11 protein-coding genes and 1 pseudogene are annotated in these 13037 nt (G+C 49.3%); 7 read left to right on the forward strand and 5 right to left on the reverse strand.

The window, feature by feature from the left end:
- Window positions 1–3 precede the first annotated feature (3 nt).
- The 4 genes and pseudogenes from PGW97_RS21275 (at window position 4) to tenA (ending at window position 3424) form a co-directional block, all read left to right on the forward strand.
- Window positions 4–759, forward strand: coding sequence for an ABC transporter ATP-binding protein (locus PGW97_RS21275; protein ID WP_273859747.1), 756 nt, complete (start codon window positions 4–6; stop codon window positions 757–759).
- A gap of 154 nt (window positions 760–913) precedes the next feature.
- A pseudogene (locus tag PGW97_RS21280) lies at window positions 914–1642 on the forward strand (ABC transporter permease); the annotation flags it as partial.
- A gap of 35 nt (window positions 1643–1677) precedes the next feature.
- Window positions 1678–2625 carry an ABC transporter substrate-binding protein gene (locus tag PGW97_RS21285; protein ID WP_047885956.1) on the forward strand — a complete coding sequence of 316 codons (948 nt, stop codon included), beginning with the start codon at window positions 1678–1680 and terminating at the stop codon, window positions 2623–2625.
- A gap of 127 nt (window positions 2626–2752) precedes the next feature.
- Entirely contained in the window at window positions 2753–3424 is a 672-nt protein-coding gene (gene tenA, locus PGW97_RS21290) for a thiaminase II (RefSeq protein ID WP_273859748.1), read from the forward strand.
- A 218-nt stretch (window positions 3425–3642) separates the two neighbouring features.
- Here tenA and PGW97_RS21295 read toward each other — a convergent pair whose 3' ends face one another.
- From PGW97_RS21295 to PGW97_RS21315, 5 genes are all read right to left on the reverse strand, one after another.
- Complete coding sequence (locus tag PGW97_RS21295; protein WP_047885958.1) at window positions 3643–4311, reverse strand: YdcF family protein; 669 nt, start codon at window positions 4309–4311, stop codon at window positions 3643–3645.
- Window positions 4312–4611: 300 nt separating this feature from the next.
- The gene (locus PGW97_RS21300) at window positions 4612–5154 is read right to left on the reverse strand and encodes a YaeQ family protein (protein ID WP_217391621.1); all 543 of its coding nucleotides are present in this window, start codon (window positions 5152–5154) and stop codon (window positions 4612–4614) included.
- Between the two features lie 162 nt (window positions 5155–5316).
- On the reverse strand, window positions 5317–5688 hold the full coding sequence (locus tag PGW97_RS21305) for a GIY-YIG nuclease family protein (RefSeq protein WP_273859749.1): 372 nt from the start codon (window positions 5686–5688) through the stop codon (window positions 5317–5319).
- Between the two features lie 152 nt (window positions 5689–5840).
- Window positions 5841–6506: a YceH family protein gene (locus PGW97_RS21310; protein ID WP_273859750.1), complete on the reverse strand. Its 666-nt coding sequence runs from the start codon at window positions 6504–6506 to the stop codon at window positions 5841–5843.
- 370 nt (window positions 6507–6876) lie between these two features.
- Window positions 6877–7824 (reverse strand): GGDEF domain-containing response regulator, encoded by a 948-nt coding sequence (locus PGW97_RS21315; RefSeq protein ID WP_047885961.1) that lies wholly within the window; start codon window positions 7822–7824, stop codon window positions 6877–6879.
- A 270-nt stretch (window positions 7825–8094) separates the two neighbouring features.
- On the opposite strand from PGW97_RS21315, the gene PGW97_RS21320 reads away from it, so the two are divergent.
- From PGW97_RS21320 to PGW97_RS21330, 3 genes are all read left to right on the forward strand, one after another.
- Window positions 8095–8541: a DUF3069 domain-containing protein gene (locus PGW97_RS21320; protein ID WP_047885962.1), complete on the forward strand. Its 447-nt coding sequence runs from the start codon at window positions 8095–8097 to the stop codon at window positions 8539–8541.
- A gap of 241 nt (window positions 8542–8782) precedes the next feature.
- The gene (locus PGW97_RS21325; RefSeq protein ID WP_273859751.1) at window positions 8783–10144 is read left to right on the forward strand and encodes a winged helix-turn-helix domain-containing protein; all 1362 of its coding nucleotides are present in this window, start codon (window positions 8783–8785) and stop codon (window positions 10142–10144) included.
- A 313-nt stretch (window positions 10145–10457) separates the two neighbouring features.
- Window positions 10458–12836 carry a fatty acid cis/trans isomerase gene (locus PGW97_RS21330; protein WP_273859752.1) on the forward strand — a complete coding sequence of 793 codons (2379 nt, stop codon included), beginning with the start codon at window positions 10458–10460 and terminating at the stop codon, window positions 12834–12836.
- The last annotated feature ends 201 nt before the right edge of the window (window positions 12837–13037 follow it).

Genomic DNA, 13037 nt, shown 5'->3' on the forward strand with positions numbered 1-13037 from the left:
CGTATGAGTCAATTCTCAACTGGGTGCTCCGTAGACATCCGGCAACTCACCCTGCGGTATCGGGATGCCAACCAACCGCTCTTCTCGTCTCTGGATCTGTCTCTACCGGCGGGTGAGTGGACCTGCCTGCTCGGCAGAAGTGGCTGTGGCAAAACAACCCTCCTCAGATATCTGGCCGGGTTACTGGAAGATCAGGTTGAATGGACGGGCGAGCTGACACCGCACAACCGTCAGCCGACAGCGAATAATATTGCTTACATGGCACAGCAGGATTTACTGCTGCCTTGGCTCAACGTACTGGACAACGTCTGCCTGAGTGCCCGTTTTAATCAGCCGCATAAACCTGACTCCGACAAAGCGCGGCAACTGCTCGCGGCTGTTGGACTGGCTGAGCGTGCATCTGCCATGCCGGATCAATTATCCGGCGGTATGCGTCAGCGCGTTGCGCTGGCGCGAACACTAATGCAGGACAAACCACTGGTACTGATGGATGAACCCTTCTCCGCTCTGGATGCGGTTACCCGCCATAAGCTTCAGACGCTTTCCGCTAATTTGCTGAAAGGCAAAACCGTTTTGTTGATCACGCACGATCCGCAGGAAGCATTGCGGCTCGGTCATCACATTCATGTAATGTCCGGTTCTCCAGCCCGTTTGGAGACGCTGACTGTACCCCATGCGCGGCCGCCAAGAACCTTTGATGCAGAAATGGCTGAGCATCAACAGATGATTATCACTCAGTTGGAGAATGATTATGGCTGACGGTTTCTCGCCTTCACTCAGCAATGAAGCTGTACAAAGCAAAAAGCCCGGTACAGAGACGCTACAGAATCCGCTGATGCTACAACGCCATAGTGCCGATTCTACGCGTAAGAACCTTACAGGTCGTCAAACTGCCGGGCTTGGGATGCAGCTGATGCGTTTCGGGATCAGTGTAGCTGTCATTCTTGGTCTCTGGCAGTCTTGCGTCACCCTGTTTGAGCTACCGCCTTTTATTTTGCCAGGTCCTCTCGCCGTGTTTACCAAGCTGGTAGAGCGCTTTGATGTACTGTGGCAGCACACACTGGTGACCGGCAGCGAAGTGATTCTTGGCCTGATGCTGGGCCTGACCATGGGACTGTTTTTCGCGCTGCAGATGCTGTTGTTTGCACCGCTGCGCCGTTGGTTATTGCCGATTTTGATCACCAGTCAGGCAATTCCGGTGTTCGCAATCGCGCCTATTCTGATGCTCTGGCTGGGGTACGGTATTGCATCAAAAGTCGTCATGGCAGCACTGATCATCTTTTTTCCGGTCACGACCTGCTGTTACGACGGGTTACGGCACACCCCTCACGGTTACCTGGATCTTGCCAAAACCATGGGAGCAACGCGCTGGCAACTGCTGTGGCGAATCCGACTACCTGCTGCCCTGCCTGCCTTAGCGTCCGGTATTCGGGTTGCTGTCGTGGTCGCGCCGATTGGCGCAGTGATCGGAGAATGGGTCGGCTCCAGTGAGGGACTGGGCTACATCATGCTCCAGGCCAATGCCCGAATGTTTGTTGATGAGATGTTTGCCGCCCTGTTCATTCTGGCTTTCTTCTCGGTCACCCTTTACTTCGCAGCCGATATGCTGCTGAAAAAAGCCATTCCATGGCAAAAACAATAACGTCATTTCGCTTGCACAATCAAAAGGAATACACAATGAAATCCCCGATTAAACCGTCTCACCTGTTAGCGACGCTGCTGTCCCTGACAGCCTTCAATGCGGCCGCTGCCGAAAAAGTGACCCTAATGCTGGACTGGTTCGTAAACCCGAACCACGGCCCAATTATTCTGGCAAAAGAAAAAGGCTGGTTTGCCGAACAAGGTCTGGAGGTCGAGATTCAGGAACCCGCCGATCCGAGTGTGCCGGACAAGCTGGTTGCCGCCGGTAAAATTGATCTGGCCGTGTCGTACCAGAGCACGCTGATTTCATCAACAGCTGCCAAGCTGCCGCTGGTTCGCTCTGCCACACTGATTTCCGGCCCGCTGAACTCACTGATTGTGCTGAATAAGTCGGGAATTCACTCTCTGGCCGATCTGAAAGGTAAAAAGATTGGTGTCGCCATTGGCGGAAATGAAGATGCCACCATCGGCACCATGCTGCGCTCTGCCGGTGCCGAGATGGATAACGTCCAGATTATCAACGTAGGCTGGGCACTGTCTTCATCTCTGGCTTCTGGCAAAGTAGATGCCATCTGGGGCGGATTACGCAACTTCGAACTGAACCAGCTTGAGCTGGAAGGCTACGAGGCGACGGCCTTTTATCCGGAAGAGCACGGCGTTCCTCCTTACGATGAACTGATCTTTGTCGCGAACAAGAACAAATATGATCCTGAGGTTATCGCCAAATTCAACCAGGCGCTGGAAAAAGCCACGGTTTACCTGATCAACCACCCGGAGCAAGCCTGGAAAGAGTTTGTAGCTTACTCTCCAGACACACTGAACAATGATCTAAACCGCCACGCCTGGGAAGATACCCTGACCCGCTTTGCGCTGCGTCCGGGGGCCGTCGAGCTGAAACGCTACGATGACTATGCCGCCTTCATGAAAAAGTTCGACATTATCAAGAGCGTACCGGCCGCTAAAGACTATGTACTGACGTTCTGATTCACCTCGCAGCCCGGCGCAAAACCAGCAAAAACCGCAAACAGCAATTTGCCTGAGTTTAGTGTGATAAGCCGGCACCGGGCTGCGTGCCTTGGCGATAACAAAACACAACCAAGAGAGAATACTGATGGACCATAAAGATCTGATTCAATACTGCCAACAGGACTGGGCAGAATACACCGAGCACGAATTCGTTATTCAGCTTGCGCGTGGTGAGCTGAACAAACACGCCTACCTGCATTACCTGAAACAAGACTTCCTGTTCCTCAAGCACTATTCACGGGCGTATGCACTGGCCATTTACAAGTCAGTCACGCTGGAGGAAATGCGAGAGCCCCTGCCCAGCCTGACAGCTCTGCTGCAAACCGAAATGTCACACCACGTGGCATATTGCGGCACCTGGGGGCTGACAGAGCGTGATATGGAAGCCGAGCCGGAAGATTTTGGTACGGTCAGCTACACCCGCTATGTACTGGATACTGGTATGGCGGGAGACAGAACCGATCTGTTTGTAGCTTTAGCGCCTTGTGCTATCGGCTACGGGGTGATTGGTCAGCAACTACTGGCTAACAACGAAACCGTATTGGAAGGTAATCCTTACCGGAGCTGGATTGAGCTTTATGGCGGCGAAGAATTTCAGGCAGGGATGGCAACAACAATTGAACGCCTGGATGCGATGCTGAAAGAAATTCCGCTTAACAGCCAGCGCGGGCAGCGTTTGTGTGAGATATTTAAAACCGCAACCCGCATGGAAGTCGCCTTCTGGCAACAGGGCATGAATGCCGCCCAGCCGATTTAACGGCAGTATGCTGGCTGTGTCTGTTCAGATCAGAGGGGGCTATTCGGCCCCCTCTCTCAAACGCCCTGTCTATACGGATTCAGACCTTATCGTCGCAGCATTTATCTAGCCTTTAGTGGCGGCGATAAGGTGTCTGAAGCGACAAGGTTTCTGAAGCAACAAGGCAATTCAGCCGATATGTTAACTGGCTTGTTTGCCTCACTGGGCTCTGGCGTCGCTTAACTGGTGCTCTCTTCTGGCTCTTTTGCCACTAGATGACCGTCAAACCCCAGCTTCACCAGTTCATTAAATGCTGCCCACACATCGTCAGGAATGTCCTGTTCAATGGCAAAACCATATTGTGGGTACACTTTAATCCGTTCCAAATCCCCCACCATCACGTTCACAACGTCACAAAAGGACAAGTGGTCATCCGGGTAGTTGTCAAAGCTGATTGGCGGAGAGGCAACCATCACCTCTTTGCCCGGCCACTGACACATGAAGGTCGCATAGCTGCGGCGTTCCATAAATGGCTTTTGCACCAAAATAAAACGCTGTGGTGCCAAGCCTTTGGCTTCAAGTAAGGCGCGGGTAAACTGGATATTTTCTCCGGTGTTGGTCGACTGTGGCTCAATCAGAATATCGGAAGCAGGTACGCCCATATCCGTTGCGATAGCAGCGAAAGCTTCAGCTTCTGATGCGTCAAACAGTCCTTGGGTCAGTTCACCAACACCGCCGGAGAAAACCAGATAAGGAGCAAAGCCATCAAGGTAAAGTTGTGCTGCATACTCAGCGACCCGAAGGTCATTACTACATAGCACGACAATGCAATCGGCGGGAGACAAGGTGTGATTGAGCTGGTGATAATTCCATACCTTGGTGGCCAGGGCATGAACCGTTGATGACATAGCATTACTCCTTATCAGTGGGATATTTCCATCGAATGTCATCACCATACATCACGGTATGTGTAAGAAGGTAACAAGCAGGTCATTGCCTCGAATTCAGAATGAGGCAATGTGTACCGTGATTCGCAGGTGAGTTCACGACATTCTTTTGCGCGATCTCAATCAGATGCTTTCAGTATACAGTGGCGAAATCAAATGACGGCTTGATGACAATCATTGCAAGCCGTCTTCTGAGCATTTTTCACCCGAATAACCTGACAGGGAAGAAATTATAACGCTGACCTAAAAACTGACTGGTAATCAGGCGCGGTGCCACCACTCAGGATTGATCGTGCAGCTCTTTTCACCAGCACTCAGCCACCCCTGCTCACCTTCAATGGTCAGCTGTAACTGCATTGAACGCTCAGTCAGGTCTTCCAGTTCTGCCAATGTCTGATCATTAACAAACATCACGGAAATATTGCCATACTGCTGAATTTTGGCTTTGTTCTGCTGCCACCAAATTGGCGCGGCATTATCACCATAAGCCACAATCAGCGCTTTCTTCGCACGGTGTGCCGCTTTCTTCAGTCGTTTCTCATCGGGTAAACCAAGATCAATCCATAGTTCGATCTCATCACTCAGGTTTTTAATCCAGAGATCCGGCTCATCAGTATCGCACAGCCCCTTGGTGAACAGCAGATCTTCATCCGCATTCAGTCCCCAGGTAATCAGTCTGAGCATAAGACGCTGAACAGTTTCAGACGGGTGACACGCCAAGGTGTGAGACTTGTCGATGTATACATGACGATCAAGATCCGCCACATTGATGTGTGCTTTGTAAATAGTGGCTTTAAGCGCCATAACAGTGTTCCCTAAACATTCCCCTTTCGGGGTAAATACGCGACCGAAAGCAGTTTAGTGTCAACTGACTGACGGTTCAATTTCCAAAAGATACCTTTTAACGATACCTAAAGGTTTAATGAGAGGAATATCAATCAATAACGGAAAGGATTACATTCAGTCTCAATCCAGCAGTGACCACAACAGTTGTGAGTCTTTATCACTCTGCAGGATAAGTTGCTCCTTTCGCGCTTTTGTCAGCCGTTTTATCCGATATTCCAACTGCATCGCTGTCCGTTTATCACCAACACTATGCGACCAGACAAGAGACAGCGGACCTTTTCCTTTCAGATACTTTGCCCCTCGGGGCGAGGACTGATGCTCCTCAAAACGGCGATCGACGTCTGTCGTCACACCACAATAAAGCTGGTCTCGGGCCGTTCTGATTAAATAGACCGACCAGACAGCCTGTTTCTTGCAAGTCTGTTTCTGAAGAGCCTGATCTGTGAAATCCTGTGTGGAGAGGATCGGTTCACTGGCGGTTGGCAATTCCATCGAAAGTCCTGACACTCTCAACTCTGCTCTTTTAACCACTCATCAATGATGTGGATAACCAAAGAGTAGATAACTTGATTGGCAAAGTGTTACGAAAGACGCAGCCTAACACAAAAAAGCCCGGCACTGCCGGGCTTTGTGTAAAAACAGAATTAAGAGGTTAAAGATTCGACCAAGGCTTTCAATTCCGCCACTTCCTGCTTCAGGGCTTCAACCTCACTCTCAAGCGCTTCAATACGTTCAGACGCAGCAGATGAAACCGGTGCAGCGGAAGCGGCAGCCTGTTGCAAAGCGTCCAGATCCACTTCTCCGCTGAACAGATGCATATAGCGGGAGTCACGTTTACCCGGCTCTTTAGGCAGTTTTACGACAAACGGCCCCTTCGCATGTTCAACCAGATCATTGAGAACCTGTTCCGCTTCCCTGACATCTTTAAAATCACAAAGACGATTGGTACGAGTACGAATTTCACCGGCAGTCTGAGGACCACGCAGTAATAACACACAAATGACCGCTTTTTCCTGCTGGCTGAACTGGAACGTGCTGAACTCTGTATTACAGAATCGGTGCTGATACTTTGACACGCGACTGCCAAAGCCTGCGGTCACTTCCTGAATAATACGCTTTACTTTCAACGCTTCGACCGTATCCTGCACATCCGCTTCTTCCAGCGCCATCACAGGATCACGATTACTTTTCTGATTACAGGCAGTCGTCAGACTGTTTAATGTTAATGGGTATTGATCAGGTGTGGTTACCTCTTTCTCTAGTAAGCAACCGACAACACGCGCTTCTGTTTGTGAAAAGCAAATATCCATGATCTTCCCTCACCCTTTTTTCAACAATACAAATTCAACTAGGCACCTGCCAGCACTGACAAATCAACCGGTTAGAACCTGTGATTAAGAGAGAAAGATACCCACTGGAATACGCACTGGTTTGAAGGAGATTAGCACGCTCTGCCGGAACGGCAAGCATCTTGGGTGTCGATTGGTGCTAAAAACGCCAAATCGTCGTCATTGAGGAAAATAATGTTAGCGCTGTCATAGAAAAAGCGGCCGCACAATTTATTTTATTGCAGCCACTTCAATACGTTGATTGTTTATCGGTTCATTTATAGACGGAATGTTGCTGTCGAGCAGACCAGACACTTCAGAGACCAAGTACTCGATATTTGTGTACCAGACATCAGGTGAACTCTGCCGCCACAAAGCGGTTACGCCCCTGCTCCTTGGCTTTATACAAAACTTTATCCACGATCTCGTACATGTTCTCAGCCGTCTCCAGCCCTGTAGGCACCCATGACACCATCCCCTGACTAACAGTGACAATATCTGACGTCAGGGACTTAGAATGTGGAATTTCCAGCCGTTGAATGCCGTCTTTGAGGCGTTCACATTCGCGAACAGCTCGGGTTTTATCGCAATTACTCAGCAGCACCACAAACTCTTCACCGCCGTAACGCGCGGCCAGTTCTCCGGCTCGACTGAAGTTTTTCCGCAGTTCATCCGCAACGGCCTGCAGGCAACGATCGCCTTCCAGGTGGCCGTAATGATCGTTAAAGAGCTTAAAGTGATCCACGTCGATCATAATCATGGTCATCGGGAAATTATTGCGGCCATGCCATGCCAGCAACTCTGTCAGCTTCTGATCCAGATAGCGACGGTTTGCCAACTGAGTCAGGCCGTCTTCATTGACCTGCTGTGACAACAGCTCATTGGCCTGCTCAAGTTTTTCTGAGGTTTCTTTAAGCTGGTGACGCATATGCGCTATACGCTGCATGGCTTTGAGCTTGGCCGCGAGCACAATTTTGTTGACCGGCTTCACCAGATAGTCATCGCCGCCCATATCAATAGCCGTCGCGATCATTTCAGGTTCATCATGACCACTGAGGAAGATAATGGGGATCCAGTCCGGGTGTTTAATGCGGATTTTCTCCGCCACTTCAGTGCCGCTCATGTCAGGCATACTGACATCAAGCAGGATTAAGTCAGGGTCAAATAAGGGATATTTGTCAATAGCCTCCTGCCCGGAAGCAACGGCTTCGACAATATGCCCCAGACGCTGCAGGCGCATCGCCAACTGCATCCTTTCCAGATGCACATCGTCTACCAGTAGTATCCGCATTGCTTCCATGTCGGCATCCCTTTGATTTAGAGTCTTTTCCTTTAGATAAGTTATAGCACAGGTTGCTTATTTCCCCAGCATTGCCTCAATACTAACCACAGCAAATGCATTGAACGTGATTCTGATAACAAGTTTGATGTGTACGCGAGAAGTCTTTGCGAGAATCTATCGCAAATTACGCTATGCTAATCCTGCTTCATCCTGCGGTTCGCTGTTGACATTTTGTCACAGGACTATAGGATTCCGACCCTCAATCTTTACATGCTGTAGGAACTAGCGATGTCTGATATCGTAAACACTGAAGAACAACTAGAAGAAACGCTGACACTGGATGATTGCTCCCCTGAGCTTCGTCAGGTTGTTGAGTTTGAGCAAGTACCGGAAGAACTGCTGGGCATGCTGGTAAGTGTGTATAAAGCTTCTGAATCAACAACACGTGAAGCGTGGGATCAGCTACCAGGCAGCGCACAAAACGTTCTGGATAACTTCGAACAGTTCCACGCTCTGGTTGCTCTGAGCCAAAGCTACTCTGGCATTGATTTCCTGGGTGAAATGCAGGAAACAGAAAAACCATCAGACATGACTGATGAAGAATTCGCTGAATACAAAGCAGTAATGCTGGATAAAGTGCTGCACAACTGCGTTAAAGACATGTGTAAGCAGCTGAAGAAAGCGCGCCGTCACCCACCAATGAAGCGTGAGTTTTTGGAAATCTTCAAAAAATAATCATGCGCTTACGGGGAGGTCAGCCTCCCCGTTCACGGTTCCACATCAGTTGTTAGTCATCAGTGAATAGTAAAAGCCTGCTAATCCAAGGTAATGGCCTGATAGATTCTTATCAAAAAAATTTTTTATTGATAATTTAATGACTCTCTACCCGCTCCGAACAGGTATATTGGCCTGACAGTCGACAGCATCTCATTACACCATGAACACACACTTGCATTTACCACAGGATTCTTCCGACGTGTCTGAATCCGGCTCTGTGACGGCGTCACTAACAGCTCAAACGTCGCTTTGCCGATATGTGTTTAAGAATGAGTGCGAGTTTATTCCTCATCAGAGCCTGGTTCGCTCACAGCATCGCTCTTATCCGCTCAACTATTCTGAACACAACATTCTGAGCTACCTACTGGCGCACAAGGCACATCCGGTCAGTAAAACGGATCTCCTGAAAGCAGGCTGGCCAGACCGGGTCGTTTCCGAAGCCTCTTTGTTTCAGGTCATCAGAAGCCTCAGGGTCAAGCTGGAAGAATCAGTGAAGGGCGAAGTTATCAAAACTGTCCCACGGGTTGGTTATCAGATTCCGGAAATCCGCATTGAACCGATAGTAACGCAATCGCCGCAGGATCTGAAATCGCCCCCTCAGCATGAAAAAATAGGTGTCAAAGCATGGGTGACAGGGTCACTAATCGCAACTGGTGTTGTGGGTACGTTGCTCTCGTTTGCGGTATCTCGAAACGCAGAATCTGAGCCTCAATTTCCGTTCGTCACCCATCAATATTTGCTGGATGCCAGCCAGATCACCGTGATTGCTGGCACGCAGCCGGAAATCGAAGATCTTATCGCCAAATTAAATCAGCTTTATCACGACTATCAGCAGGTATCTGGATCTACTTTGAAGGTGCGCGTTTTCGCCTTTAAAGATGAACAGGCCTATTCTGTCTCATGGTGTCAGCTGAGTGATGATCGTAGCTGTCTTTCGGACACCGATTTTTCATTTGTGATTGCGCAAAACAACTGGGATGTATTTCATCAGTCAGCCCTGTCCCAACTGCCACAGAAACGCGCAACGCCGATCATTCAGACGGACATGGCACGCGAGCCCACCTCGCAAATCTATATTCAGTATGTCGACGATTCCGGCATCGATTCCAAAGTGGTTTATCAGTATGCTTCCCAGACCGCTGATGCCTCGTGGAGTTATTCGAATATGAGCTTTATCTCCGAAGCCGTATCGGATTACCACCATGTTTTGTCAATCAGTGCCACTGTTCTGCAAATGACGCCTAATCAATCGGCCACACTAGCAACAGCTCAAGTGACACCAGAAATGTACCACTGGGCATATCAGTCAAATACGATCATTCAGGAAAATGCCTCAATGGCCATTCAGGCCGAAAATGCCCTGCGTCAGCACTACGAATCGCATGCACCTATGAATCAATTCCTGCTTTACCAGCAGCCCTATCTGGATTTGGTCTTTAACGAGTATCTGGGCATTTACTGGGTGCATAACAGCGAGAAAAACACGCTTTTCAGACCTACCGCGCCTTTGAAACAACGCACAGAGGCACAAGAAAATAGCGGCAATCATTTACAGCAATAACAACGGATAGCATCGCAGGTTATTCGTTCTGCTATTTCTTCATAGTAGTATCAGTCATCTGCTCGTTACCGATGGCAGATAGCGAGAAAAGAATAACGCATTCCCTCCCAGCCTGCCCTGATAGTCAGCCAGTTCAATACCGGAAGCCTGGGCATTTCGCCGACAGCTCAGGTACAATTCATGCTTTCTCTCGATTTTGGGCAAACGCTGCGCCAAGTTTGCTTCATTTGGGATTAGTCTTAAATTGATAAAGGTTATGCCCTTTGTCTATCGGAAGCAGTTTTGCATTCACTTTTTGCCGGTTTATTCATTCATGCTAACAATAACAAAATCAATAAAACGAATAGCGCTCGTTGCCGTAACACTCCTCTTCTCTGGTTGTGCCATTTATGCCGGTATCAACTTCGACCAGATTTATGGCAAAGCCGCTCCCCAGCAACGTATCGCTCCCCCCGCATCCCTTCAGGCCAATATGTATCTGACGGAAGTAAAGCCGATCATTGAAAACCGCTGCGTTGTCTGCCATGCCTGCTATGACGCGCCCTGCCAGCTGAAGTTTTCTTCTGCGGAGGGGATTGATCGTGGTGCCAACAAAGAAAAAGTGTACGAAGGGACGCGACTGCTTGCGGCCAACACCACTCGCATGTTCATCGATGCCCAGAATACGGCTGAATGGCGCGACCTTGGCTTTAATGCCATTTTAAATGAACGCGCTCAGACGCCGGATGCGAACACTCAGGCGGGCGTAATGGCGCGTATGCTGAAACTCAAGCAAGCGCACCCACTCCCTCAGCAAGCAATACTGACACCCGATGAGTGGGATTTTTCGCTCGATCGCAATCAACAGTGCCCAACCATTGAAGAAATGTCAGGCTTTGAGCTCAACTATCCACAATGGGGAATGCCATATGGTTTACCTCAAATCAGTGATGCTGAACACGAAGTACTGATGAACTGGTTGTCTTTAGGCGCGCCGATGAGCAGTGTTTCGCCACCCGACGCGGCAAACCTTGCTCTGCTAGAAAAATGGGAAAGCTTCCTTAACGGTGACAGCCTGAAGCAGCAACTGGTCAGCCGTTACATTTACGAGCACCTGTTTGTCTCGCACCTGTATTTTAGCGAAGTCAAACAACCAGTGTTTTTTAATCTGGTTCGCTCACGTACCGCACCCGGTAAGCCTATCGATCTGATTGCAACGCGCCGCCCGTTTGATGATCCTGATGTTGATCGCGTGTATTACCGCTTCCAGCAGGTTCGGGAAACCATTGTCGACAAAACGCATATGCCTTATGCACTGAACGCCGACAAAATGGCACGTATTCGTGCGTTATTTTTTGAACCTGAGTACGAGATTGATACCCTGCCGGGGTACGAACCGGAACTGGCGGCTAACCCGCTGAGTGCCTTCCGTCAATTACCGGTAAATGCCCGTTATCGCTTCATGCTGGATAATGCGCAGAATACGATCATGGGGTTCATCAAAGGCCCGGTATGCCGGGGCCAGCTTGCCCTTAATGTGATCAACGACAGATTCTGGGTGTTCTTCGTGAATCCGGAAATGTCAGACAGCCCAAAAGTCAGTGCCTTTTATGATGAGCAGACTGCCAATCTGCGTATGCCAGCAGAACATGAAAGTAACACTCTGCCAATCAGCAACTGGATTGGCTATGCCAAACAGCAGGGACGGTTCCTGCGCGCAAAAAATGCATTTCTTGCTGATACCTTTAAAGGCGGTGAGCACCTGACAACGGCGGTAATTTGGGATGGTGACGGCCACAATGATAACGCCACACTCACAGTATTACGCCACTTTGACAGTGCGACTGTCACCAAAGGACTGGTAGGTACGCATCCTAAAACCGCATGGGTACTCGACTATTCCCTGTTTGAGCGGATTCATTATTTGCTGGTCGCCGGTTTTGATGTTTACGGCAACTTCGGCCACCAGCTTGTCACCCGGATGTACATGGACTTCTTGCGGATGGAAGGTGAATCCAACTTCCTGTCTCTGCTTCCGGCTGATATACGTCATCAGGAATTGGCTAACTGGTATCAGGATGCCGATCAAAATCTGAGCAAATTTATTCAGGGTGATATCAATCAGTTTTCGCAACCTACCGGCATTACCTTCAAAACCGATGACCCAAAATCGGAGTTGCTGAATATGCTGGAAAATAAACTGAAGCCAGTCAGTTCGCCGCGTTACGATTATCGTCAGGCAACACTGCAACCTGAAAGTCTTGCGCTGCTCGAGCAGATCGATGCACTTAAAGGCACGCAGGCCACCCTTTTTCCTGAGCTGACATTTATCATGGTCGAACCGGCCGCCGCCAAAAGCAGGCCACAACTGTTTACCCTGATCCGAAACAGCGCACACAAAAACGTTTCCAGCCTGTTTGATGAAGAATCGAACCGTCTGTACGAACAGGATGACATGACTTTAGTGAAAGGGCTGCTGGGCAGTTACCCTGGCGCTTTCTGGCAAGTCAAAGAAGCTGCTTTGCCTGAACTGGTTAAGCAACTTTCTCAGACCACCGATGAGAAAAGCTATCAGGCTTTTATGACCCGGTTTGGTGTTCGCCGTACTGACCCGAACTTCTGGTCGTTCAGCGATACGATTAATACACTGTATCGTGAGAACTACCCTATTGAAGCTGGTTTGCTGGATTACAACAGGTTAGAAAACAGATAAGCCTGATTAAACTGTTCGTCTTTGTGTCTACCTGGCTATTTTTATTCCGCTAGTTGTCTAAATAGTCATTTGTTAAGCCGCTAATTTTTAGATAGCTATTTCTTAAGTAGCCATTTCATAAGCAGCTATTTCATAAGTAGCGGTTTTCCTTCATGACAGCCGGCCCGCCGCAACGCGGGCCGCTTCAATATCCATCAGACT

Origin of the sequence: Photobacterium sp. GSS17 (assembly GCF_028621875.1) — a bacterium.
GTDB lineage: Bacteria > Pseudomonadota > Gammaproteobacteria > Enterobacterales > Vibrionaceae > Photobacterium > Photobacterium ganghwense.

What these genes read in the sequence shown, in the direction of transcription:
- PGW97_RS21275 (WP_273859747.1), top strand. Translation starts at nt 4, where the DNA reads ATGAGTCAATTCTCAACTGGGTGCTCCGTAGACATCCGGCAACTCACC.
- PGW97_RS21300 (WP_217391621.1), bottom strand. Translation starts at nt 5,154, where the DNA reads ATGGCGCTTAAAGCCACTATTTACAAAGCACACATCAATGTGGCGGAT.
- PGW97_RS21295 (WP_047885958.1), bottom strand. Translation starts at nt 4,311, where the DNA reads ATGTCATCAACGGTTCATGCCCTGGCCACCAAGGTATGGAATTATCAC.
- PGW97_RS21330 (WP_273859752.1), top strand. Translation starts at nt 10,458, where the DNA reads ATGCTAACAATAACAAAATCAATAAAACGAATAGCGCTCGTTGCCGTA.
- PGW97_RS21320 (WP_047885962.1), top strand. Translation starts at nt 8,095, where the DNA reads ATGTCTGATATCGTAAACACTGAAGAACAACTAGAAGAAACGCTGACA.
- PGW97_RS21305 (WP_273859749.1), bottom strand. Translation starts at nt 5,688, where the DNA reads ATGGAATTGCCAACCGCCAGTGAACCGATCCTCTCCACACAGGATTTC.
- tenA (WP_273859748.1), top strand. Translation starts at nt 2,753, where the DNA reads ATGGACCATAAAGATCTGATTCAATACTGCCAACAGGACTGGGCAGAA.
- PGW97_RS21315 (WP_047885961.1), bottom strand. Translation starts at nt 7,824, where the DNA reads ATGGAAGCAATGCGGATACTACTGGTAGACGATGTGCATCTGGAAAGG.
- PGW97_RS21310 (WP_273859750.1), bottom strand. Translation starts at nt 6,506, where the DNA reads ATGGATATTTGCTTTTCACAAACAGAAGCGCGTGTTGTCGGTTGCTTA.
- PGW97_RS21285 (WP_047885956.1), top strand. Translation starts at nt 1,678, where the DNA reads ATGAAATCCCCGATTAAACCGTCTCACCTGTTAGCGACGCTGCTGTCC.